Below are 24351 nucleotides of genomic sequence, written 5' to 3' on the forward strand. Positions count from 1 at the left end.
GATTTTTTAGTCAGGAGCGGCGCAGGGGTTCGGCGCCAGGTCTCGGTGCGGCCGGCCTGCGGCTGGCCGGGGGGAATTCGGGTAGCGCATCACCGTGGCGGCCGCAGACAGCACGCCTGCCGCTGCGCCCGTTCACGGCGATGCGCATGTTGCCACTTTAGGAAGATTCAAGTCCTGTCGCCATCGCCGTGCGACAGATTGCACAAAAGCGGGGCTGGAATGCAAAAAACGGCGACCAAAGACCGCGGCCGGCATGGATGGTCTGCACCTCACGATGCTTGCGCATCCTCAAGAAGCCGATTCGCCGGCGCGCAAGAATGGGCAGGATGGTTGCGCTACCGGACGGGCCAGACGCTCGCCGGTTGCCGTGCGGCCGCGCCACGGGAGGACTGATGTCTGATCGGATCGTCGGAACCGCCCCGTCGCCGGGCAGCCTGCTTGCCGCCGCCGAACCGCAGGCGGGGCCGGCCGGCAAGGCGCTGGACTTGTTATCGATCATTGTTGCTGCCGTCGAGCAGGCGCCTGGCCTGGCCGTGCGCGGCATCGACCGCGACGGCATCGTGCGCTACTGGAGCGCTGGCGCGGCGCGCCTGTACGGCGTGGCGGCCGAGCTGGCGCTGGGACAGCCTTGGAGCAGGGTGGCTGCCACGCTGCCGGACGCGGCCACCGTGGCCGAGCAGGTGTCCAGCGAACTGGCGACCGTGTGGGAGAGCGGCAAGGCGCGCAGCATGCGCCTGTGGAAGCTGGACGCCGATGGGGCCGCGCCGCGCCGCATCTGTTCCACCGTGTTTCCCGTCGTACTGTGCGGGCGCGTGCTGCAAGTGGTCTGCATCGATGTCGACATCACGGCCAGTGGCCAGGATGGCGCGGCGCAGGGTGGCTTGTTACTGATGGGTGACAATTTCCGTCATTTATACGACAAGTCCGCCGACGCCATCGTGCTGTTGCGCGATGAATACATCGCCGAAGCCAACCCGGCCGCTATTGCCTTGTTTCAATGCGAAGACCGGCCGCGGCTGCTCGGGCGCCGCCTCAGCGACTTTTCGCCGCTGCGCCAGCCCGACGGCGCCTTGTCATCGTTGCGCGGCACGCAACTGATGGCGCAGGCCCACGCCCAGGGCACCTGGCGCTACGACTGGCATTATCAAACCTGCCAGGGGAAATTGTTCTGGGGCGAAGTGCTGCTCACCTCCGTCACGCTCGACCAGACAGCGCTGTTTTACGCCGTGATCCGCGATATTTCCTCGCGCAAACTCGCCGAGCGGGCCCTGTACCTGTCGGCACAGGTGGTCGAGCATGCAAGTGTCGCCATCCTGGTGATGGACCCGCAGCAGCGCGTCGTCAGCATGAATCCCGCGTACAGCGAGATCAGCGGCTACAGCCTGGACGATATGCTGGGCAAACCCTTCGCCCTGCATGGCGTGGAGCCGGACACGCCGGCGTTTTTCGATCACGTGTGGGATGAAGTCGAGGCCAACGGCTATTGGCAAGGCGATATCGTGGGCCAGCGCAAGGCGGGCGGGCGCTATCCGGCCTGGCTATCGCTGACAGCCATCCGCGACAGCCAGGGGCAGTTGAGCAATTACCTGGCCATACTCAGCGATATCAGCGAGCGCAAGAAGAACGAGGAGCACACGCGCCACCTGGCCGAGCACGATTTCCTGACCGACTTGCCGAACCGGGTGCTGCTGCTGGACCGGCTGTCGCTGGCACTGGCGGCCGCACGGCGCAAGCTGAGCATGCTGGCCATCTTGTACCTTGACCTCGACCATTTCAAGCATATCAACGACAGCATGGGCCACCACGTGGGCGATTTACTGCTCAAGGAAGTGGCGCGGCGCCTGGTGCGCTGCGTGCGCGGCGTCGACACGGTCAGCCGGCATGGCGGCGACGAGTTCGTCATCATCCTGGCCGAGGTGGGCGGCATCGATCAGGCGGCCCATGTGGCGTCCAGCCTGCTGCATGCCGTGACGCAGGTGTACCAGCTGGGCGACTACGAGCTGCAGGTGGCAGCCTCGATCGGCGTGGCCATCTTTCCCAGCGATGGCGACACTATCGATACCCTCATGCACAACGCCGATATCGCCATGTACCACGCCAAGGAAGGCGGGCGTAACAATTTCCAGTTTTTCAATGCGGAAATGAATGCGCAAATCGTCGAGCGGGCCAGCCTGGAGCAAGGCTTGCGCGCCGCGCTGGGCCGCGATGAATTCGTGCTGGAGTTCCAGCCCGCGCTCGATGTCGCCAGCGGGCAGATCCTCGGCGCCGAAGCCCTGTTGCGCTGGCGCCACCCGCAACTGGGTCTGTTGCCGCCCGAGCGCTTCATCGCCGTGGCCGAAGAATGCGGCTTGATGGTGTCGATAGGCCACTGGGTGCTGCACCAGGCTTGCCTGCGCGCGCGCGCCTGGCACGATGCGGGCCAGGCCTGGTGGGTGGCCGTGAATCTGTCGCCGGCGCAATGCCTGCACAACAATTTATTGCTCAGCGTACAAGAGGCGCTGGCCGTGTCGGGTTTGCCTGCCGCCAACCTGGAACTGGAAGTGACGGAGTCCTTGCTGATGAAGGGCGGTGCGCGCCTGGCCGGCGTGCTGGCGCAGTTGCGCGCACTGGGCGCCAGGCTGGCCATCGACGACTTCGGCACCGGCTATTCGCGCCTGGCCAATCTGCGCCATTACCCGGTGGATAAACTCAAGATCGATCCATCGTTCCTGCCCGCGGCGGCGGACGCGGCGCCAGCCGAGTCCGATACGGCCGTCGCCGCCACCATCATCGCCATGGCGCGCGAACTGCAATTGACGGTGATCGCCGAAGGCGTGGAAACAGCGCGGCAACTGGCCTATCTGCGGGCGCAGGGCTGCCAGCAATACCAGGGACGCTATGCCAGCGGGCGAGGTGAGGATGAGGATAGTGCGCTGGCTAAATTATTGAACTACTGAATATTTCCTAGCAGCCTGATGCGCGCCAGCACCTGGCCATGGTCGGACGCGTGTGGCAGGCCCAGCAGCAAATGGTCGTTGAGGCAGCTCACTTCCTGCACCACGCCGATGGCGCGCGGCGAGGCGGCATGGAAATGCTCGGACACGAGGATGTGGTCGATCGTCATGTAGGCGCTGTCGTGGATATTCGTATAACCCACGTGGCGCAAGGCATCCTGGCGCAGCTGGATGGCATTGGCATCGTACAGGCGCGCGCGCATCTCCATGCCTGGTTCGCACGGTGCGCCCGCGCCCATGACGATGGACGTGGTGACGGCATTGGCGATGTCGTTGAAGTCGCCCAGCACGATGCGCGGACGGCCGCTGTGGCCCAGTTCGTTCGCCAGCACGCGCAGGGCCACCGCTTCCGCACCGCGCCGCTGCAGCGAACGCAGGTTGGCCAGCGCGTAGGCGGCCGCATCGCCGCCTTCGCCGTGGCGGTAGTCGGGCCGGCGCGATTTCAAATGCACAACGACGACGTCGGTGAGTTGTCCGCCTGGCAAGTGCACCTGCACATGCAGGGGCGCGCGGGCGAAGCGGCAGGCGTTGTCTTCGGCGGCATGGCTGTCGGAGGCGAGGGTCACGCCGGCGGGGAAATTCACCCAGGCAACTCCGGCGCCGGCCAGCGGCAGCCGCGACACCAGCGCCACCGTGGGCAGCATGCGTCCGGCAGCGTCCATCGCCTCGTGGCCGGCCAGGGCGGCGTCGCGGTAGTGGCGCGTGCGCGACAGCACGTCGCGCAGGGCCGCTTGCGAGAAAATTTCCTGGAACGCGATCACGTCGGCGTCGAGCAGGTCGATTTGCCGCGCCGTCCAATCTGCCTTCGCCTCGTATTGCGCCGGGCTCAACGGTTCCAGGTTGTCATACAATTTCGCCCCGGCGGGAGCCAGGTTGCAGACATTGAAGGTGGCAAAGCGGATTTCTTGCTGCATAATTAGCACTCCTCACTGAACGATCAGCGTATCACGCATGGCTAAAAAAGAGCATATTTCCGAAACCCAGGCGACGCAGCTGCTGCGCAAGCATCAAGTTTCCTTCGAAGAACACCCGTATCCCTACGAGGAGCACGGCGGCACCAGCGTCTCGGCGCGCGAGCTGAAGGTGCCGGAGCACGCGGTGATCAAGACCCTGGTGATGCAGGACGAGGCGGCCAAGCCGATGATCGTGCTCATGCATGGCGATTGCAAGGTCTCGACCAAGAATCTGGCGCGCGGCATCGGCTGCAAGTGCGTCGAGCCGTGCAAGCCCGAAGTGGCGCAGCGCCATTCCGGCTACATGATAGGCGGCACCTCGCCCTTCGGCACCAAGAAGGCAATGCCCGTGTATGTGGAGCAATCCATCCTGGCGCTCGAGCGCATCTATATCAATGGCGGGCGGCGCGGCTTCCTCGTCTCGCTGGCGCCGCAGGTGTTGCTTGACTTACTACAAGCCAAGCCGGTGCAGTGCGCCCTGCAGGATTAAGAAAACGCGACACCGCCCTGTCCTTGACCCGGGCGCTGGTGTATATTCTGCTGCGCCAGCCTCGATGCTGGTGCAATAAACACAATAAAGGGAAGAAATGAATCCAGTAATCACGACCGTGGCAATGACAGTGGCCGCTTACTTGCTTGGCTCGATATCGTTTGCCGTGGTGATGAGCAAGGTCTACGGCATTGCCGATCCGCGCACCTATGGTTCGAAAAATCCGGGCGCCACCAACGTGCTGCGCAGCGGCAACAAGGGCGCCGCCATCATGACCCTGGTGGGCGATGCTGCCAAGGGCTGGCTGGCCGTGTTCCTGGCCGAGCATTTTTCCAGCGCCCTGGGCGTGGGCGACATGGCCGTGGCCCTGGTGGCCATCGCCGTTTTCCTCGGCCATCTGTGGCCCGTGTTCTTCCGTTTCGTCGGCGGCAAGGGCGTGGCCACGGCCCTCGGTGTGTTGCTGGGCATCAATCCATGGCTGGGCCTGGCAACCCTGGCGACCTGGCTGATCATCGCCTATGCCTTCCGCTATTCTTCGCTGGCAGCCCTGATGGCTGCCCTGTTCGCGCCGTTTTACTATGGCTTGCTGTTTGGCGTCGATCCCATCTTGCTGGCTGTCATCGTCATGAGTGTGCTGCTGGCTTACCGCCATAGCCAGAACATTGCGAACTTGCTCTCTGGCAAGGAAAGCAAGATTGGCGGAAAGAAGGACGCGGCCAAGGCCGCTGGCAAGAAGAAGTAAGCGCTTGAATTCCTGCGGCCCGCACGCATATGCTGTGTTTGCGGCGCCGCACGGTGCGGCCGCCACCGACTCGCGCAAAGGCTGCCCACCATGAGTTCCACTCCCGCCACACCCACACCCACTCCCATCCGTATCGACTTCGTTTCCGACGTTTCCTGCCCCTGGTGCGTGGTCGGCCTGAAGTCGCTGGAGCAAGCCTTGGACAAGCTGCACGATACCGTCCAGGCCGACATCCACTTCCAGCCTTTCGAACTGAACGCGAATATGCCGCCCGAAGGCGAGGATATCGGCGAACACATCGCCCGCAAATACGGCTCCACCCCGGAACAGATGGCGCAATCGCGCGAAGCGATACGCGCGCGCGGCGAGCAACTGGGCTTTACCTTTGCCATGGACAAGCGCGGCCGCATCTACAACACCTTCGATGCACACCGTTTGCTGCACTGGGCCGGGCTGGAAGGGCGCCAGAAGGAACTCAAGATGGCCCTGTTCGACTCTTATTTCACGCAGGGCCAGAACCCGTCCTCGCACGAGGTGCTGCTGAAAGTGGCGGGCGACGTGGGCTTGGACAGCGTGAAAGCGGCCGAGGTGCTGGCCTCAAGCGCCTACGCGGACGAGGTGCGCGCACAGGAGAAGTTCTACCAGCAGAACGGCATCAATTCGGTGCCAGCCGTCATCATCAACGAGCGCCACCTGATTTCCGGTGGCCAGCCGCCCGAAGTGTTTGAGCAAGCCTTGCGCCAGATCATCAGCGGCGGCTGAACGGGGCGCCAATGGCGCGCGCCATGGCGGGCTTTTTCGGCTACACTCGGCACAGAGGGAGGATAGTCAAATGCCAACAGCCAGATGGAATGGCGCCGTCATCGCGCAAGCCACCGATGCACAGGTGCAAGTCGTTGAAAACAATGTGTATTTTCCTTTATCGGCAGTGACGCAGGAGTGCCTGCGTCCCAGCAGCCACACCACCATCTGCCTCTGGAAGGGCACGGCCAGCTATTACGACATCGTCGTCGATGGCCAGACGAATGCCAACGCGGCCTGGTCTTACCCCCAGCCCAAGGATGCTGCCAAGCAAATTGCCGGCCACGTCGCCTTCTGGCGCGGTGTGAGCGTCGAGCGCTGACGCGGCACACTAAAATACTAAAAATCAACAGAAAGCAGACGATGGATTTACGCCTCGCCGTGTACCAACTCGCCTCGGCCAACGCGCTCGATGCCCAACAAACCCGGCAGTTGCAAGAGGTGGCCGGCTTCCAGCGCGAACCGGCGCGCCTGGCCTACTGGCTGCCGCGCGGCGTGGCAGTGCTGGGCGCCGCGCTGCTGGGCATGGGACTGATCTGCTGGGTTGCCGCCAACTGGGAAGAGCTGGGCCGCATGGGCCGCTTTGCCCTGCTGCAAGGGGTGTTTGCCGCCGCTTGCGTGGGCGCATTTGCCGTGCCCAAGGCGCGCGTGCCCTTGCTGCTGCTGGCCTTGCTGGCTATCGGCGGCCTGTTCGCGTATTTCGGCCAAACCTACCAGACGGGCGCCGATCCCTGGCAATTGTTCGCCCTGTGGGCCGTGCTGGCCTTGCCCCTGTGCCTGGTGGCGCGCAGCGACGTGTTGTGGACGCCGTGGATGCTGGTGCTGGCCACGGCCGCCGCCCTGTGGATGCAGGCCCATGCGCAGCATAGCTGGCGCATCGATTCGGCCGATCTGTCCATTTTCGTCAGCGGCTGGCTGGCCGTGCTGCTTGCCTGTGCGTTTGTCTCGCCCCTGCTGGCGCGCTGGACGGGCGCGGGCAACTGGGCCTTGCGCCTGGGCCTGGTGCTCGCCACCATCCTTATCACGGGCACGGCCGTCAGTGCCCTGTTCGGCAGCGAGCTTGCATCGCCGTACTGGGCCGGACTGGGCTTGCTGGCCGTCGCCGGCGTCTTGCTGGTCACGCGCCGCTACTTTGACGTGTTCGGCCTCAGTGCCGTCGCGCTGGGCGTCAACACCTTGCTGGTGGGCGGCCTGGCGCGCGTGCTGCTCAATGGGGGCAATGGCGATGGTGTCGGCAGGCTGGTGATGCTTGGCTTGTTTGCGGCCGTGCTGCTGGCGCTGACCGTGCAAGGCATACTGTGGCGCACGCGCCAGGAGGCGGCATGAGCACCAGCAATAGTCAGCGAGCCGATGCGCTCGCCAGCCTGATCGATGACGCCACGCGCGCCGGCTTGCTGCCGCCCGGCGCTGCCCGGCCGGCGCAGGATGTACGGCCGTGGCCGCTGGTGCTGATGACGGCATTCGGCGCCTGGCTGGCCGCCATTCCCCTGATGATTGCGCTGGGCGTGGGCCTGGAAAGCGTGGTGCGCCACGGTCCCGGTGCCTACGTCGTGGCGGGCATCGTGCTGGTGGTGTCCGTGCTGTTGATCCGCATGCGCGGCGTGGCCTTGTTTGTCGAACAGCTGGCCGTGCCTTGCCTGCTGGTGGGAGGTGGCTTGCTCGGTTATGCGCTGTACCGCGATTGCACGGCGCAGATGGCTTCCTCGCTGCTGTGTCTGGCATGCCTGGTGGTGGCAGCCGCCTTGCCGCGCGACTGGCTGCGCGTGCTGCTGGGCTTGCTCTCCTGCGGCTTGCTGGCGCTGGGCATCGTCGATAGCGGGGCCGACTGGATTTTCGAGAATAATCCCACGCAACTGTATGTGGCCTGGATGCTGGCCCTGGCATGCTGGCTGGGCGCTCACTGGCTGCAGAAGCAAGCCTTCAATGATGGCCGTGGCGCACCGGTTGCCGCCTTGCTGGAATCGCTGTCGACGGGCTGGGTGCTGGCGATCCTGGCGGGACTGGCCTTCTGGTCCGGCATGACCTTCATGCTGGACGCCAGCGTGGGCGGTGGCTTTGTCGGCGAAGTGACGCGTGAAGTGACGCGGCAGCAAGGCGCTGCCTGGTATGCGCAGGCGTTGAATGGGGTCTCGCTTGTGCTGGCCGTGGCGGCCGCCGTCTGGACGGGGTGGCGCTGGCCGGCGCTGCGCCAGTTGCCCGCCATCGGCGTGGCGCTGGTGCTGATCGTGCTGGCGTGGTTCATGCCGGCGCTGGGTCCCGTGCTGCTGATCCTCGCGTATTGTTTGACGAGCGGGCGCTCGCGCGTGGCCGTGGCGGCGGCGCTGGCTGCCGCGTGGATACTTGGCAGTTTTTATTACCAGCTGGCCTGGCCGCTGGCCAGCAAGGCGGCGCTGCTGGCCATGGCGGGCGCGCTGCTGTGCGCCCTGTCGTGGCTGGCCACGCGCAGCGCAGTATTACACCTGGTCGACAGCAAACCGGTGGCTGCGCCGGCCGACAGCCGCGCCGTGCGCCTGGGCGTGCTGGGAGGCTTGCTGCTGGTGTTGCTGGTGGCGAATGGCGGCATCTGGCAAAAGGAGCAATTGATTGCCAAGGGCGAGCCTGTGTTCGTGGAGCTGGCGCCTGTCGATCCCCGTTCGCTGATGCAGGGCGACTACATGCGCCTCAATTTCGTCAACCTCGGCGTCCTCAGCACCCTGGCCAGCGTGAACAGGGAGCCTGGCCGGCCCTTCGTGGTGGCCAGGCGCGATGCGCGCGGCGTGGCCGAACTGCTGCGCCCGTACACCAAAGAGGCGCTCGCGCCCGGCGAATTCCTGCTCGAGCTGACGCCGAAGAATGGCAGTTGGGTGCTGGTCAGCGATGCCTGGTTCTTCAAGGAAGGCGAGGCGGCGCGCTGGGAAAAGGCACGCTATGGCGAGTTCCGCGTGCTGCCCGATGGCCGCGCCTTGCTGGTGGGCATGCGCGGCCAGGAGCTGGAAAAGCTGTAGCGCAAGGTGTCGTGCAAAAGCGCGCCAGGGCGGCCATCCTGTAAAATTGCCCGATGGATAATATTACGCATTCGGTCATCGGCCTCGGGGTCGGCGAACTGGTACATCGCAGCCTGCCGCCCGAGCCGCAAGCCCCCACCCAGCGCACCCGGCGCGCGCTGTTTCTCTTTTCGGCCTGGTTTGCCAGCAACGCGCCCGACCTGGACCTGGTGCTGACCAAGCTGCTGCCGCGTCCGTTCGGCTACATGCTGCACCACCGTGGCCACACGCATACCTTGCTGCTGGCCTTGCCGCAGGCGCTGCTGTTGCTGGCCCTGCTATGGCTGCTGTGGCCCGGCGCGCGCCGCCTGCTCAGGGAAAGCCTACCCGCCCGGCTGGGCCTGGCGGCCTGTTTGCTGCTGGGATTTTGCTTGCACATGGGCATGGATTTCCTCAATTCCTATGGCTTGCACCCGTTTTACCCGTTTGACAGCCGCTGGTTGTATGGCGACATGGTTTTCATTGTCGAACCCATGTTCTGGGTGCTGCTGGGCGTGCCCGTGATCATGTCCTTGCGCTACGGCAGCGTCAAAGGCGTGCTGCTGGCGGGGCTGGCGGCGGCCCTGTGTTTCTTTACCTATCAAACCTATCTGGCGCCTGCCGCGCTGTTTGTCTTGCTGGCGCTGGGCGTGGTACTGGCCGTGCTGCAAGGGCGTGCAGGCGAGCGGGGGCGCGGACCGCTGCTGCTGGCCTTCGCGCTGGCCGCCACCTTCATTGGCACACAAGGCGTGGCCTCGGCTCTCGGCCGGACGCGCATCGAAGCGGCCGTGCAGCGCCTGGACCCCGGCACGCGCGTGTGGGATGTGGCGATGACGGCGTTTCCCAGCAATCCCCTGTGCTGGATCTATGTCTCGCTCGACAGCAGGACAGACGTGTATACCTTGCGGCGCGGCACCCTGAGCCTGCTGCCCGAGTCGCTGGCGCCGGCCGCCTGCCCGGCCGGCTTGGTCGAGACGGGCAAGCGGGAACAGCAACTGGCGCCCGGTATTGCCGTGTCCGCCCAGGCGGCAGGCAGCCTGGCCGCCTTGCGCGCTTTGCAGTCGGACAATTGCTATGCCGACGCCTGGTTCCGCTTTGCCCGCATGCCCAGACTGAATGCGGACAAGCTGACGGACGTGCGTTTCAATCCCGCCATGTTGCCCAACTTTACGACCGTCGAACTGCAACAGTTCCGTAGCCGGCCGTGCCCCGCCTACGTGCCGGGCTGGGAGCGGCCCCGCGCGGACATGCTGGCGCCGCCGCAAGCGGATCGCCATTAGCGGAAATGTTGCCTTATGGAAAAAATATCGTGTGTGCACTGACATCGTCATGGCCGCGCATGCGACACTAGCAACTCAGCATGAATGATATTTAGTTAGGATTATCTTGGAAGAGCAACACGCCTTACCTTATTTGCGGGAAACCCTGCTGTTTCTCGCCCTGGCCGGGATTTTTATTCCGCTATTGCAACGCCTGAAAGTCAACCAGGTCCTCGGCTTCCTGGCCGTCGGCGCCCTGTTCGGCCCCTTCGGCTTCGGCCTGTGGGCCGGTGAATTCACGTGGCTGACGTATTTTTCCTTCGTGCGTGCCGAGCAAGTCAGCGGCCTGGCCGAGCTGGGCGTGATGTTCTTGATGTTCATGATCGGCCTGGAATTGTCGACGGAACGGCTGTGGGCGCTGCGGCGCTGGGTATTCGGCGCGGGCGTGGGGCAGGTGGCCGTCAGCGCTTGCCTGGTCGGTGGCGTGGCGTATTACTTTGGCCTGTCGCTGGAAGCGTCCATCGTGCTGGGGCTGGTACTGTCGCTGTCGTCCACGGCCGTGGTGATGCAGTTGCTCACCGACCAGCGCTCCTTGCAGACCCCAAGCGGCCAGGCGGGTTTTTCCATCCTGATGTTCCAGGATTTGATGGTGGTGCCGCTGTTCATCCTGATCGACGTGTTCGCCAGCGGACGCAGCGATGACCTGGCGTATCTGCTCAGCTTTGCAGCCGTGAAATCGGCCGGCGCCATCCTGCTGATCTATCTGCTGGGACGCAGGGTCATCCGTCCGCTGTTCCAGTTTTTCGTCAAGAAACGCCAGCCCGACGTGTTCATGGCCCTGACCTTGCTCAGCACCCTGGGCATCGCGGGCCTCACATACCTGGCAGGCCTGTCGATGGCGCTGGGCGCCTTGCTGGCCGGCCTGCTGCTGGCGGAGACGGAATTTCGCCATGAAGTGGAAGTGACGATAGAGCCGTTCAAAGGTTTGCTGATGGGCCTGTTCTTCATGTCGGTGGGCATGCAGATCGACGTGCGCGAAATCGTCAAGTCGCCCGTGCTGATTCCGCTGGCCGTGCTGAGCCTGTTTGCGGTGAAAACCCTGGTCATCAGCGTGATTTTCCGCCTCGGCGGCTTTCACTGGGGGCGCGCCGTGGAAACGGGCGTGCTGCTGGGGCAGGGCGGCGAATTCGCCTTCATCGTCGTCGCGTATGCACTCGGTACCAAGCTGATCGGCCCGCAAGTGGCGCAATTCGTCATGCTGGTGGTAGGCCTGAGCCTGTTCGCCACGCCGGCGCTGGCGAAGGCGGCGCGCGCTTTCGGCAACTGGTGGGAAAAGCGTCACCACCACCAACTGGCCGACCTGGCGCACGGCGCATTGCCGCCGCAGGGCAGCACCGTCATCATCGCCGGTTTCGGCCGGGTGGGCCAGTTGCTGGCCAAGGTGCTGACGGAGCAGGATATCGCCTATGTGGCGATTGAAAACGATGCGCGGCTGGTGACGACCCTGCATCCGCGCGGTTTCCCCGTGTATTTCGGCGATGCCTCGCGCGCGGAACTGTTGCAAAAGGTGAATGCGGACCGGGCTGCCGCCGTGGTGCTGACCATGGACCATGCGGCGTCCGTGCTGCATGCCGTGAAATCGATACGCCGCGAATATCCGCAGTTGCCCGTGTATGCGCGCGCCCGCGACGAGGCACATGCGGTGGCCCTGATACAGGCGGGCGCGACGCTGGTCGTGCCCGAGGCGCTGGAGTCGGCGCTGCAACTGACGGCCACCGTGCTGCACACGGTGGGCTTGAGCGAAGCGCGCACGACGGACATCGTGCAAGTCGAGCGCGACCGGCGCAATGCCGTGTTGCTGGCGAAGAAATTGTCGTAGTGCAAGCTGTAGCGCAAGCGTGCGTGTCGCCGTGCCTGGCTAATTATCTATACAATAATGGTATATGAGCATACTACCGACATGAAAGCCGCGACGAAGAGCGCTGCGGCGCCCTTGACGCCGCAACAACTGGCGGCGCAGGAAACGCAGCAAAAATTTGGCAAGCCCGAGCGGGGCTGGCGCGAGCAGGTGTACACCGTCATTTTCGAGGCGGAAACGCGCACGGGCCGCGCTTTCGATTTGCTGCTGATCGCCGCCATCCTGATCAGCGTGACGGTGGTCGTGCTCAGCAGTGTCGCCTCCGTGGCCGAGCGCTATGGCACCTGGCTGACGGCGCTGGAATGGTTTTTCACCATTTTATTTACCATCGAGTATTTCGCCCGCCTGGCGTGCCTGCAGCATCCAGTGCGCTACGCCAAGAGTTTTTTTGGCGTGATCGACTTGCTGGCCATCGTGCCGACCTACATCGGCTTGCTGCTGCCGGGCGCGCACGTACTGATTGACGTGCGCATTTTGCGCCTGCTGCGCATGTTCCGTGTCCTCAAACTCACGTCCTATGTGCATGAATACACGGTGCTGGGACGTGCCCTGGTCGCCAGTCGACGCAAGATTCTCATTTTCTTGTCTTTTGTCATGATGGTGGTCTTTCTGTTGGGTACTGTGATGTACGTCGTGGAAGGGCCGGAAAACGGTTACAGCAGTATCCCCACGTCAATATACTGGGCCATCAGCACCATGACGACGGTGGGTTTCGGCGATATCACGCCGCGCACCGACCTCGGGCGCAGCATCGCTTCGCTGATGATGTTGCTCGGTTGGGGCATCCTGGCAGTGCCTACCGGCATTATCAGTGCCGAGATGACGGTACAGCGCAGTTCGAAAATGGTCACCACGCGTACCTGCCCCACGTGCCTGAAAGAAGGGCTCGATGACGATGCCAATTTCTGCAAGAACTGCGGCGCCAAACTGCCGCCGCTGGCACGCGACTAGCTCATCGACCAACGATAGACCCTATTTACTTTACTTTTTTAAGGCCAACATGATTCCAGTTCGCCTGATCGCGACGGGCAAAGCCGTGCCCTCGCATAGTGTGACTTCCGCAAGCCTGGACCTGAAACTGGGCCACCCGGCCGGCTATACCCTGCGCAAGAGCGGCGTGCTGTCGCGCTTTGTCGCGGCGCCCGATGAATCGCAAAGCGAGTTGGGCGCCGCCGCCCTGCGCGACGCGTTGAAGAATGCCAGCCTGCGTCCGGCCGACATCGACTTGCTGATCTGCGCCTGCGGCGTGCCCGAGCAAGCCTTGCCGAACACGGCCTGCTTCGTTGCCGAACATGCGGGCTTGCCACCAGGTACGCAAAGCTTCGACGTCAACGCCAGCTGTCTCAGTTTCATGGCTGCCTTCCGCGTGGCCGCGTCCATGCTGGCCGGTGGCGCCTACCGTCGTATCGCCATTGTCTCGTCCGACCTCGCCTCGCGCGGCGTCGACTGGAGCGAGCCGGAAGCGTCGATGATCTTTGGCGACGGCGCCGCCGCCGTCATCGTCGAGCGGGGCGATGGCAGCGCCGGCATCCGTGCCTACAAGATGGGCACGTATCCGGAAGGGCTGCGCTACTGCGAAATTCGCGGTGGCGGCACCGAGCGCAATCCGCGCAATGGCTGCGAACCGGGCGATTATCTGTTCCGCATGGATGGCAAGGCCGTGTTCCGCCTGGCCGTCAAGGTGATGCCGGAGTTCCTGGCGGAATTGATGCTGGAATCGGGCGCGGGACTGGAAAAAGTCGACGTGGTCGTGCCGCACCAGGCCAGCCCGCTGGGGCTTGCGCATGCGGCGCGCATCCTCGACGTCCCCGATGCTAAAATCATCAAGATCTTTGAAACGCATGGCAACCAGGTGGCCGCGTCCCTGCCCACCGCGCTGCACGAGGCGGTAATGACGGGGCGGGCCGTGGCGGGCCAGCGTTTGCTGATGATGGGCACGGCCGCTGGCCTGACCATCGGCGGCATGATTCTTGACCTGTGAAGGTGGTGTGATGAGGCGGATACTGGTCACGGGAGCGACGGGCGGGCTGGGGCGCAATGCCGTGCGCACCCTGCTGGCGCAGGGCGTGGAAGTGCGCGCCACGGGCCGCAACGCCGACGTGGGCCGCGAACTCGAACGCATGGGCGCGCAATTCGTGGCGCTTGATCTGGCGCAAGCATCGCCGCGCCAGGTCGATGAGCTGGTGCGCGGCATGGACACCGTCTGGCACTGCGCCGCGCTGTCATCGCCCTGGGGCGCGGAGAGCGACTTCATCGCCGCCAACGTCACGGCCACGGCCCAGCTGCTGCGCGCGGCCGCCAGCCTGCACGTGGCGCGCTTCGTGCACATCTCCACCCCGGCCATGTATTTCGACTACCGCAACCGCTACGAGGTGCCGGAAACCTTCCGTCCCGATGCCTTCGTCAACGCCTATGCGCGCAGCAAGGCGATGGCGGAAAAACTGGTGCAGGAGGCGGTCGACCGCCACCGCGGCATGACGTGCGTGATCCTGCGCCCGCGCGCCATCTTCGGCCCGCACGACCAGGTACTGATCCCGCGCCTGGCACGCGTGCTGCAGCAGCGCGGCGGCAAGCTGCCGCTGCCCAATGGCGGCGCGGCCACCATCGACGTCACCTATGTCGACAATGTCGTGCACGCGATGTGGCTTGCCACCGTGCACAAGAGCATCGCTTCGGGCGCTGCCTTCAACATCACGAATGACGAACCGGCGCGCCTGTGCGACATCTTGCGCAGCCTGTTTTGCGAGCATCTGCAGCAGCCGTTCGAAATCGTCAGCGTGCCCTACCGCGTGCTGGCGCTGGCCGCGCGCCTGATGCAGTTCGCTTCGCGCTTCACGCGCCGCGAGCCATCGCTGACGCCCTACAGCATCGGCGCGCTCAGTTTCGACATGACGCTCGATAACGCCAAGGCGCGCAAGGTGCTCGGCTACCGTCCCATCGTCAGCCTGCACGACGGCATCGCCCGCACGGCACAGTGGATGCGCCAGGAAGCGGCGGCGCACAAGGTGGGCAAGGAGCGCAATGGCTAACATCACGGCGTTTCGCGTCGGCCACTGCACGCATCCCTCGTGCATGGTCTTGAAAGGCAGCGGGCTGGCCAGCCGCTGCTTCCCCTCGCGCGCCTACCTGATCGACACGCGCGCGGGCCTGTACCTGTGGGATACCGGTTATGCCGAGCATTTCCGCGCCGCCACGGCGAAGGGCGTATACCGCATGTATGCGTGGGTGACGCCGATTTCCTTCGACGAGAATGAATCCCTGCAGGGCCAGCTGCGCGCGCATGGCGTAGCGCCCGGCGACATCCACACCTTGCTGCTGTCGCATTTCCACGCCGACCATATCGCCGGCCTGCGCGACTTTCCCGGCGCGCGGCTGATGGCCTCAAAAACGGGCTGGGACGCCGTACGGAGATTGTCCGGCGTGGCCGCCGTACGCCAGGCCTTCGTGCCCGAGTTGCTGCCAGCCGATGTGTCGGATCGCCTGGCTTTTGTCGAAAGCGTGCCCGAAACGGCCTTGCCGGCCGCCCTGCTACCGTTTACGCACGGGCGCGACGTCAGCGGCACGGGCGAGATTTACATCGTCGACTTGCCGGGCCACGCCATCGGCCATCTCGGCGCCTTCGTGTTGCAGGAGGGCGGCTGGACCCTGCTGGCGTCGGATGCAGCCTGGGTGCCGGAAAGTTTTCAGCAACTGCGCGGCCCGTCAGAACTGTCCTTCCTCATCCAGCACAAGCGCGCGCCGTATTACGCCACCTTGAACCGGCTGCACCAGTTGCACCACTCGGGCAATGCGCAGATCCGCATCACGCATGAAGATACGCTCGATTATTTGCCTGTGGCGGGCCGTCCGTGAAGCGTATTTTCTGGCTCTTGCTGTCGTACTGGCGCACGCGCCGCCTGCGTTTTGCGGATCGCGCGCAGCTCGGCGCCTACCAGCACAGGCAACTGGCGCGTTTCATCGATGTGCTGTGCGCGCGCAGCAGCTACTTTGCCGCTTACCGCCACCTGCCTCTGGCGCAGTGGCCAACGATGAACAAGGCGCTGATGCTCGAACACTTCGATGCCATGAACACGCAGGGCATCACCCTGGCGCAGGCGATGGAGGCGGCCATGGCGGCCGAGCATAGCCGCGACTTCACGCCTGCCGTGGGGGACATCACGGTGGGCCTGTCGTCGGGCACCTCGTCGCGGCGCGCCGTGTTTACCGTCAGCCCCCGCGAAAAGGCGCAATGGGCGGGCGTGATGCTGGCCAAGGCGCTGCCCGATGGCCTGTTTTCCGGCGAACGGGTAGCACTGTTCCTGCGCGCGAACAGCAATCTGTACACGGCCGTGCGCTCGCCGTGGCTGACCTTTGCGTTTTACGACCTGTTCCAGCCCTTCGACAGCCTGTGCGCGCAGCTGGCGCAATATCGGCCCTCCGTCATCGTCGCGCCGGCCCAGGTGCTGCGCCAGCTGGCGCTCCGTGTCATCGATGGCAGCCTGGCGCTGGCGCCGAAAAAAGTCATCTCGGTGGCAGAAGTGCTGGAAGCGCAAGACCGGGCCCTGATCGTGCAGGCGTTTGGCGCCGTGCATGAAATCTACCAGGCCACCGAGGGTTTCCTCGCCAGCAGCTGCGAGCATGGGGTGCTGCACCTGAACGAGGAATATGTGCATATCGAGCCGCAATGGCTGGATCAGGAACAACGTCGCTTCGTGCCCGTGATTACGGACTTTACGCGCCTCACGCAGCCCATCGTGCGCTACCGCCTGGACGACATCCTGCTCGCGCGCACCACGCCATGCTCGTGCGGCCGCGCCACGCGCGCCATCGATGGCATCGAAGGGCGCTGCGACGACATGCTGTTCTTGCCATCCCTACCATCCATGTTGTCGGCGAACGGCGGCGCACCGGTCGCCGTGTTTGCCGACGTATTGACGCGGGCGTTCGCGCAAGCCTTGCCGCCGGACGCCGATTACCGCCTGGTGCAGTCGGGTGTAGCGGACTTGCAGCTGCACGCGGCCCTGGACGACGCTGGCCTGGCCGCCTTGCGCGCCCACCTGGCAACGGTGCTGCACGGCCTGGGCGTGGCCACCGAACGTCTGCTCTGGACGGTGAGCGGCGACCTGCCTCCCTTTGACCCTACGATGAAACGGCGCCGTATCCGGCGTCTTGCGACCGCATGAACCCTTCTTGCATGACTGTACGCAGCCGCCTGCTGCATTTGCTGGCCGGCTGGGGCAGCGTCGGCCTCGTGTATTTTTCCAGCGACCTGCTGCAAGGGCAGGGCGTGCTGCTGCCCGAGACGGCCATCGACCGCGCCATTGCCTACTCGGATACCGCCATCTGGCTGTACCTGTCCTTCTTCCTCCTGATTCCCTACGCCTACCTGGCGGCCGATGCGGTGCGCGTGCGCTGGCTGGCGCGCGCCATGGCGCTTTCGGCGCTGGCCTGCGGCGTGGTCTTCCTGCTGTATCCGACCACCCTTGCATATCCGGCCGTGAATGAAGGCAGTGCCTGGAGCACGCAGGCACTGCGCATGCTGCAGGCGGCGGACTCCACGCAAAACTGCCTGCCTTCGCTACATGGCGCCCTGACATTGTTGTGCGTGTGGGCCTTGTGCGACAGGCGCCACCTGCTCCGCTCCGCGCTGGTCGTGGCACTGGGCGTGGCCATCTGCTACGCCATCATCGCCCTGCGCCGGCACGTGAGCATCGACCTGGCCGCCGGCCTGTTTGTTGGCATCGCTGGCGGCATGCTGGCGAAAATACAGGTATCCTTGGCTGCGCGCCGCGCCGTTTCCATGAAAACCGCACCATGATGAATCCCTTTGCCCTGTCGTTCTTGATCATGCTGGCCTTCGTGCTGGCCGAACTGCTGATACTCAAATGGGTACGCAAGACACCCGTGCCTTGGAAGGACGTGATCTTCAACCTCAATTCCGGCCACATCCTGATGTGGGTGTTCCGCGGCGTGGAAGTGGCGGCGTTCGCCCTGCTGCTGCGCCATGTGAACCTGCATCTCGTCGACCAGTGGCCCGTGGTAGCGCAATGGGTCTTTGCCTTTTTTGCCTGGGACCTGTGTTTTTACTGGATGCACCGGCTGCACCACAAATTCCCTTTACTGTGGGCCGTGCACGTGGTGCACCACCAGGGCGAGCATTTCAACCTGTCGCTGGGCGTGCGCAATTCCTGGTATTCCTCGCTGACGAATTTCCCCTTCATCGCCATCCTGGCCGTGCTGGGCGTGCCGCTGGAAATCTTCCTCGTCGTCTCGTCCCTGCATTACACGGTGCAGCTGTATAACCACAATGCGCTGGTGAACAAGTCCGGTATCCTCGATACATTCATGGTGACGCCCTCGCACCACCGCGTGCATCACGGCACGGATAAACGCTACCTCAACCGCAATTTCGGCGGCACTTTGCTGCTGTGGGACAGGCTGTTCGGCAGCTTCCAGCCGGAACTCGATGGCGTGGAAATGCGCTATGGCGTGAAGGGCATGGCACCCACGCACAACCCTCTGCTGGCCAGCAACGGCAAACTGTTTACCTGGCTGCGCGCGCGCTTTCCCCACTGGCAGTCGCGCGGCACCTTCCACGTGCCAGAGCTGTTCATCGGCGTCGGCGGCGTGATCCTGTTTGGTCTCGTGATTTATTACGTCAATCATGAAGCGGTGCTGGCTGGCGCGCAGCAAGCCATCCTGTTCGCGCTGATCTTTGCGGGCACCCTGGCGCTGGGCGGCCTGTCTGATGCGCGGCGCTGGGGCGCCATCGCCTGGGTCGCCATCGCCCTGGCCATGCCGGCCTTGTATCTGGGCTGGTATGGCGCGCGCGATGCGTGGGGCAGGGTGTTTTTGGCCGCGCTGCTGGCGCATGGCCTCGATGGGGCGCGCCGCCTGTGGTGGCCGGCAGCGGCCGGGACGCGCGCGTGAGCCAGCTGCCTCCGCTGCGCTTCCAGCCCGCCCGCGATTCCGCCTTCCGCCGCGAATTGCGTGCGCGCGCCGACGCCTACCTGGCGGACGAAGGAAAACACCGCTTTGGCGACGCGCGCCTGCACGCGAAAACCGTGTTCCTGGCCGCGCTGACGGTGGGGCTGTATGCGCTGTCCTTGCATGCCGACAGCACCTGGCCGTTTGTCGCCAGCTATGTCGCTTGCCTGGTCGCGGCCATGGCGCTGGCCATGAACACCCTGCACGACGCCGCCCATAGCGCCATCTTCCGCCAGGGCGTCTGGAACCGCGTGCTGATCCGCCTGGTGGCCTTGCCTGTGGGCGTGGACACGGATTTCTGGACCATCCGCCACGTGCACTTCCATCACACCTATGCGAATGTGGAAGGATATGACCTCGACACGGAACCCAACCCGTTCCTGCGCCAGACGCCGTATCAAAGCTGGTCGCCGCAGTATCGCTATCAATACCTGTACTGGCCCGTGGTGGCGGCCCTGTCGCTGCCTTATCTGAACTGGTATGGCGACTGGCTGGACCGCTTTGGCAAGACGCCCGTGGCCGCGCATAGCCGCTTGCAGGGCTGGCGCGGCTGGCTGTCCTTCCTGGGCTGGAAGCTGGGCCACGTGGCGCTGGTGCTGGCGCTGCCCATGTGGGTGCTGCAGCAGCACGGCCTAGGCTGGGGCGTGGTGCTGGGCGCGTATTTCCTGGGCCAGATGCTCGCCTCGTGCGCGCTGGTGGCGCTGATCCTCGGCACGCACTGGGCCGAAGTGGCGTTTTTCCAGCCGGGGCAAGACGGCACCCTGCCGCACGACTGGTACCAGCACACGTTTTATACGGCTTGCGACTGGACGCCGAAACCGCGCCGCCTGCGCTGGCTTGGCTACTGGCTGGGCGGCTTGAATCTGCACCTGACGCACCATCTGTTCCCTACCTGGAACCACCGTCACTACCCGGCGCTGGCGCGCATCCTGGCCGAACTGGCGCCGCGTCACGGCCTGGTCTACCGCGAACTCGGGTATGGCCAACTGCACGCCTCGCAGCAGGCTTTCCTGCGTGCCATGGGCCAGCCGCCTGCATCCTCCTGAATAATCGCGCTTGACCCGGCTTCTGTTTTGTCTTACATTTCTGTAACGACAGAAATAAGAGAAAGCCATGGAATTAAGCCCGACTACTCAAAAGTACATCCTCCATTGGGGCGAGATGGGCACGCGCTGGGGCGTCAATCGCACGGTGGCGCAAATCCACGCGCTGCTGTTCCTGGCAAATGCACCGCTGACGGCGGAAGACATCGCGGCCAGCCTGAACGTGGCCCGCTCGAATGTCAGCAACAGCCTCAAGGAATTGCAAAGCTGGGGCCTGGCGCGCGTCACGCATGTGATGGGGGATCGGCGTGACCACTTTGTCGCCCTGCAGGATGTGTGGGAAATCTTCCGGGTCATCATGGAAGAGCGCAAGCGGCGCGAGATCGACCCCACCCTGACGGTGCTGCGCGAATGCGCGATCGAGGGCGAGCACGATGCAGCGATACCGCCAGAGACGCTGGCACGCATGGGCGAAGTGCTGGCGTTTTTGGAAATGCTCAGCAGCACCTACAGCGACTACAAGAATTTGCCGCCGGCGACCCTGCAACGCATGCTCTCCATGGGCGGCAAGGTGGCCAAGTTCCTCAGCCCGGACGACAAGCCCGCCAAGCCGGGAAAAGCATGAACGGCCCGTCCGAAGGAGAGCTGTTCAGGAAGGTGATGGGCGAGCAGTGGCGCACCCTGCACCCGGACATCCGCCGCCGCTTCGAGAAAAATCCCGCGCCCGGCCAGCCCCTGTATTACCGGGGCGAACTCAGTGAGCTGACCAGTTCGCGCCTGGGCAAGTTGCTGGGCTGGCTCACGCGGCCCTTCATCGCAGGCGCGCTGATTCCATACGACGACGCGGATTTTCCCGTGGATATCGAAGTCTATTCGCGCCCCGCTTGCCCCTTCATCTTCAAGCAGCGTATCTACCGCCTGCACGGGCGCGCGCCGATCCGCTTCACGTCCTACATGGCGGAAAGCGCACAGGGCGAAGTACTCGAATACGTGGGCATGGGCCTGGGCATGAAGCTGCTGTTGCACGTCGAGGACGGCAACCTGCATTTCACCAGCGACGGTTATTTTTGGGATCTTTTCGGCTGGCGGATGCCGCTGCCCGGCGTGCTCACCCCCGGCAAGACCTATTTGTGCCACCGCAACGACACGCCGCAGCAGTTCAACATCCGCATCGAGATCCGCCACGCCCTGTTCGGCACCACCTTCACCCAGGTCGGCGTGTTTCGCGAAAGCGCGGCGCCCACCCTTCACAAGGACACACCATGAATACGCATTTGCTGGCCCTGCAACTGATGGCGGCGCAAGGCTGCCTGGGCGCCTTCGACACCATCTACCACCATGAAATCACGGAAGCGCTGCCGCAAAAGGCCTCGGCGCGCCTGGAATTGACCATCCATGCCACGCGTGCGCTGATCTACAGCCTGCTGTTCGTCGGCCTGGCCGCCTGGGAATGGCATGGCGCCTGGGCCTGGGTACTGGTGATTGTCTTTGGCGTGGAAATCGTGCTGACCCTGTGGGATTTCGTGGTGGAAGACCAGACCCGCCTCTTGCCCGCCACCGAGCGCGTCACGCATACGGTGCTGGCGATTAACGCAGGTGCCTTTATTGCGCTGCTGGCCCTGAACAGCAGCCAGTGGGCGACGTTGCCGACGGCCCTCGTGTGGCAGCCGTATGGCTGGCTCAGTGTCTTCCTGGCCCTGTGCGGCGTGGGCGTGGGCCTGTCCGGCCTGCGCGACGCGTATGCCGTGTGGCAGCTTGGCCGGCGCAAGGTGCAGGAGACGCAAGAGCAAGAGGAGAAACTGAGCTTTGCCGCCGCGCCGCAGTGCGTGCTGGTGACGGGGGCCACGGGCTTCATCGGCCAGCAACTGGTGGCTGCCCTGCTGGCCGACGGCCATGCCGTGACGGTGCTGACGCGCCAGCCGAAGCAGGCTGCCTGGACCTTCGACGGCCAGGTGCGCTGCATCCGGTCGCTGAACGAATTGTCGGCGGCGCAGCACATCGACATGGTGGTCAACCTGGCCGGCGCACGCATCGTCGGGCAGCGCTGGACGGACGCGCGCAAGGCCGCCCTGCGCCGCAGCCGGGTGGCGCTGACGCAGGAACTGGTGGCGTGGATCGCCCGTGCGCAGCACAAGCCGCGCCTGCTGCTGTCGGCGTCGGCCATCGGCTATTACGGCGTGCAGCCGCAGGGCGACGCCACGCAACTCGATGAGGACAGCGCGCCGCAAGCCATCTTCATGTCGCAGCTATGCCAGGAGTGGGAAGCGGCCGCGCGCGAGGCGGAAAAATTTGGCGTGCAAGTGGGCTGCATGCGCTTTGGCCTCGTCTTCGGCCACCAGGGTTCGCTGCCGCAGATGCTGCTGCCCATCCGCTTCGGCGTGGGTGGCCCGTTGGGCAGCGGCAAGCAATGGGTGTCATGGGTGCATGTGCGCGATGTCATTCGCAGCATGGCCCATTTGGTGCGCCGCAGTGAACAGGGTGCGGTGAGCGGCGCGTACAATTTCTGCGCACCGGAAGCCATCGAGCAGCGCCGCTTCGCCCAGGTGGCGGGCGCGGTACTGCACCGGCCCAGCTTCATGCCGACACCGGCTTTCGCCATGCGCGCCTTGCTGGGCGAGCAGGCCGACTTGCTGGTGGAAGGCCAGCGCGTGGCGCCGCGCCGCTTGCTGGCCGAGGGATTTGTCTTCCGCTATCCGCAGCTGGAAGGGGCGCTGCGCAGCCTGTAGCCTGGCGTAGAATGGGGCCATTGCAGATGCATTGGAGTACAAGCCATGCCCCGCTTCAGCCATACGATAGACAGCCACACCTATGTGTTTGCCAGCCTGAAGGCGCTGCTGGCGAAGGCCACGCCGCCCCGTTCTGGTGACGTGTTGGCCGGCGTGTCGGCCGCCAGCGCGCGCGAACGGGTGGCGGCGCAGTTGGCGCTGGCGGACGTGCCGTTGACGCTCTTCCTCAACGAGGCGCTGGTGCCGTATGAAGACGATGAAGTCACGCGCCTGATCATCGACTCGCATGCGCGCGCCGCCTTTGCGCCGATTTCTCACCTGTGCGTGGGCGATTTTCGCGACTGGTTGCTGGACGACGCGACGGAGTCGCAAACGCTGGCCCGCGTGGCCGCCGGCATCACGCCGGAAATGGCGGCAGCCGTCTCAAAGCTGATGCGCTTGCAGGACCTGGTGCTGGTGGCCCGCAAGTGCAAGGTCGTCACGTCTTTCCGCAATACCCTGGGCCTGGAAAACCGTTTATCCACGCGGCTGCAGCCGAACCACCCGACGGATGACGCCACGGGTATCGCGGCGTCGATGCTCGATGGCCTGCTGCTGGGCAGCGGCGACGCCGTGATCGGCATCAATCCCGCCACCGACAATGTGGCGCAGGTGGTCTCGCTGCTGCAGCTGCTCGACGCCGTCATCGGGCAGTACCAGATTCCCACCCAGTCGTGCGTGCTCACCCATATCAGCACTACCCTCGAGGCGATACGCCGCGGCGCGCCGGTCGACCTGGTGTTCCAGTCGGTGGCGGGCACGCAGGCGGCCAACCGCAGCTTCGGCATCGACTTGTCCCTGCTGGCCGAGGGGCAGGCGGCGGCCCTGTCGCTGGGGCGCGGCACGGTGGGCAACAACGTCATGTATTTCGAAACGGGGCAGGGCAGCGCCCTGTCGGCCGGCGCGCACCACGGCATGGACCAGCAGACGTGCGAAGCGCGCGCTTATGCGGTTGCGCGCGCCTTCCAGCCGCTGCTGGTCAATTCGGTGGTGGGATTCATCGGCCCGGAATACCTGTACGACGGCAAGCAGATCATGCGCGCGGGCCTGGAAGACCATTTCTGCGCCAAGCTGCTGGGACTGCCCATGGGCTGCGACGTGTGCTACACCAACCACGCGGAAGCGGACCAGGATGACATGGACGCCTTGCTGACCATGCTAGGCGTGGCTGGCTGCAATTTCATCATGGGCGTGCCGGGCGCCGACGACATCATGCTCGGCTACCAGAGCACCTCGTTCCACGATGCGCTGTATGCGCGCCGGGTGCTGGGCCTGCGTCCTGCGCCCGAGTTCGAGGCCTGGCTGGCGCGCATGCAGATCACGGATGCGCAGGGCTGCCTGAAAGGGCCGCTGGCGCCCGCCTTCCAGGCGGCGCTGGGGCGGCTGCCAGCGTAAAACGGCGCAAATTGACGCCCCGGG

General features: G+C 64.7%; 22 protein-coding genes. 21 read left to right on the top strand and 1 reads right to left on the bottom strand.

Features of this window, described 5'->3' with window-relative positions; genetic code table 11:
• The first annotated feature begins 392 nt into the window (after positions 1–392).
• Positions 393–2936 (top strand): EAL domain-containing protein, encoded by a 2544-nt coding sequence (locus K0F85_RS23685; protein ID WP_219118363.1) that lies wholly within the window; start codon positions 393–395, stop codon positions 2934–2936.
• Here K0F85_RS23685 and K0F85_RS23690 read toward each other — a convergent pair.
• On the bottom strand, positions 2930–3907 hold the full coding sequence (locus K0F85_RS23690) for an endonuclease/exonuclease/phosphatase family protein (protein ID WP_219118364.1): 978 nt from the start codon (positions 3905–3907) through the stop codon (positions 2930–2932). The genes K0F85_RS23685 and K0F85_RS23690 overlap by 7 nt on opposite strands.
• A 37-nt stretch (positions 3908–3944) precedes the next feature.
• Between K0F85_RS23690 and ybaK the strand changes: the two genes are divergently transcribed.
• The 20 genes from ybaK to K0F85_RS23790 all read left to right on the top strand — a co-directional run bounded on the left by ybaK (position 3945) and on the right by K0F85_RS23790 (position 24327).
• Positions 3945–4436 (top strand): Cys-tRNA(Pro) deacylase, encoded by a 492-nt coding sequence (gene ybaK, locus K0F85_RS23695; protein ID WP_219118365.1) that lies wholly within the window; start codon positions 3945–3947, stop codon positions 4434–4436.
• 97 nt (positions 4437–4533) lie between these two features.
• A complete protein-coding gene (gene plsY, locus K0F85_RS23700) occupies positions 4534–5178 on the top strand; it encodes a glycerol-3-phosphate 1-O-acyltransferase PlsY (RefSeq protein WP_257638143.1) in 645 nt (214 codons plus the stop codon).
• 90 nt (positions 5179–5268) lie between these two features.
• Entirely contained in the window at positions 5269–5940 is a 672-nt protein-coding gene (locus K0F85_RS23705; protein ID WP_219118366.1) for a DsbA family oxidoreductase, read from the top strand.
• Positions 5941–6010: 70 nt separating this feature from the next.
• Positions 6011–6301 (top strand): DUF427 domain-containing protein, encoded by a 291-nt coding sequence (locus K0F85_RS23710; protein WP_219118367.1) that lies wholly within the window; start codon positions 6011–6013, stop codon positions 6299–6301.
• A gap of 41 nt (positions 6302–6342) precedes the next feature.
• Complete coding sequence (locus K0F85_RS23715) at positions 6343–7305, top strand: DUF2157 domain-containing protein (protein WP_219118368.1); 963 nt, start codon at positions 6343–6345, stop codon at positions 7303–7305.
• Positions 7302–8963, top strand: a complete 1662-nt coding sequence (locus K0F85_RS23720) for a GDYXXLXY domain-containing protein (RefSeq protein WP_219118369.1) — start codon at positions 7302–7304, stop codon at positions 8961–8963. Before K0F85_RS23715 ends, K0F85_RS23720 begins: the two co-directional genes overlap by 4 nt.
• Before the next feature lie 53 nt (positions 8964–9016).
• Positions 9017–10261 carry a metal-dependent hydrolase gene (locus tag K0F85_RS23725; RefSeq protein WP_219118370.1) on the top strand — a complete coding sequence of 415 codons (1245 nt, stop codon included), beginning with the start codon at positions 9017–9019 and terminating at the stop codon, positions 10259–10261.
• Positions 10262–10367: 106 nt separating this feature from the next.
• Complete coding sequence (locus tag K0F85_RS23730) at positions 10368–12119, top strand: cation:proton antiporter (protein WP_219118371.1); 1752 nt, start codon at positions 10368–10370, stop codon at positions 12117–12119.
• 81 nt (positions 12120–12200) lie between these two features.
• Entirely contained in the window at positions 12201–13109 is a 909-nt protein-coding gene (locus K0F85_RS23735) for an ion transporter (RefSeq protein ID WP_219118372.1), read from the top strand.
• Between the two features lie 49 nt (positions 13110–13158).
• Positions 13159–14139, top strand: coding sequence for a 3-oxoacyl-[acyl-carrier-protein] synthase III C-terminal domain-containing protein (locus tag K0F85_RS23740; RefSeq protein ID WP_219118373.1), 981 nt, complete (start codon positions 13159–13161; stop codon positions 14137–14139).
• 10 nt (positions 14140–14149) lie between these two features.
• Positions 14150–15187 carry an NAD(P)-dependent oxidoreductase gene (locus K0F85_RS23745; RefSeq protein ID WP_219118374.1) on the top strand — a complete coding sequence of 346 codons (1038 nt, stop codon included), beginning with the start codon at positions 14150–14152 and terminating at the stop codon, positions 15185–15187.
• Positions 15180–16010 (top strand): MBL fold metallo-hydrolase, encoded by an 831-nt coding sequence (locus tag K0F85_RS23750; protein ID WP_219118375.1) that lies wholly within the window; start codon positions 15180–15182, stop codon positions 16008–16010. Before K0F85_RS23745 ends, K0F85_RS23750 begins: the two co-directional genes overlap by 8 nt.
• Positions 16007–17320 carry a F390 synthetase-related protein gene (locus K0F85_RS23755; protein ID WP_219118376.1) on the top strand — a complete coding sequence of 438 codons (1314 nt, stop codon included), beginning with the start codon at positions 16007–16009 and terminating at the stop codon, positions 17318–17320. Before K0F85_RS23750 ends, K0F85_RS23755 begins: the two co-directional genes overlap by 4 nt.
• An 11-nt stretch (positions 17321–17331) precedes the next feature.
• Positions 17332–17955 carry a phosphatase PAP2 family protein gene (locus K0F85_RS23760; RefSeq protein ID WP_219118377.1) on the top strand — a complete coding sequence of 208 codons (624 nt, stop codon included), beginning with the start codon at positions 17332–17334 and terminating at the stop codon, positions 17953–17955.
• Complete coding sequence (locus tag K0F85_RS23765; RefSeq protein WP_219118378.1) at positions 17952–19067, top strand: sterol desaturase family protein; 1116 nt, start codon at positions 17952–17954, stop codon at positions 19065–19067. Before K0F85_RS23760 ends, K0F85_RS23765 begins: the two co-directional genes overlap by 4 nt.
• Positions 19064–20170 (top strand): acyl-CoA desaturase, encoded by a 1107-nt coding sequence (locus K0F85_RS23770; RefSeq protein WP_257638144.1) that lies wholly within the window; start codon positions 19064–19066, stop codon positions 20168–20170. Before K0F85_RS23765 ends, K0F85_RS23770 begins: the two co-directional genes overlap by 4 nt.
• 67 nt (positions 20171–20237) lie before the next feature.
• Positions 20238–20792 carry a GbsR/MarR family transcriptional regulator gene (locus K0F85_RS23775; protein WP_219118380.1) on the top strand — a complete coding sequence of 185 codons (555 nt, stop codon included), beginning with the start codon at positions 20238–20240 and terminating at the stop codon, positions 20790–20792.
• The gene (locus K0F85_RS23780; RefSeq protein ID WP_219118381.1) at positions 20789–21433 is read left to right on the top strand and encodes a DUF4166 domain-containing protein; all 645 of its coding nucleotides are present in this window, start codon (positions 20789–20791) and stop codon (positions 21431–21433) included. The genes K0F85_RS23775 and K0F85_RS23780 overlap by 4 nt, the downstream gene beginning before the upstream one ends.
• Positions 21430–22893, top strand: a complete 1464-nt coding sequence (locus tag K0F85_RS23785) for a TIGR01777 family oxidoreductase (protein WP_219118382.1) — start codon at positions 21430–21432, stop codon at positions 22891–22893. The genes K0F85_RS23780 and K0F85_RS23785 overlap by 4 nt, the downstream gene beginning before the upstream one ends.
• A gap of 45 nt (positions 22894–22938) precedes the next feature.
• Complete coding sequence (locus tag K0F85_RS23790) at positions 22939–24327, top strand: ethanolamine ammonia-lyase subunit EutB (protein ID WP_219118383.1); 1389 nt, start codon at positions 22939–22941, stop codon at positions 24325–24327.
• Positions 24328–24351: the final 24 nt, after the last annotated feature.

Source organism: Janthinobacterium sp. UMAB-56 (assembly GCF_900095265.1).
Taxonomy (GTDB): Bacteria; Pseudomonadota; Gammaproteobacteria; order Burkholderiales; family Burkholderiaceae_D; genus Janthinobacterium.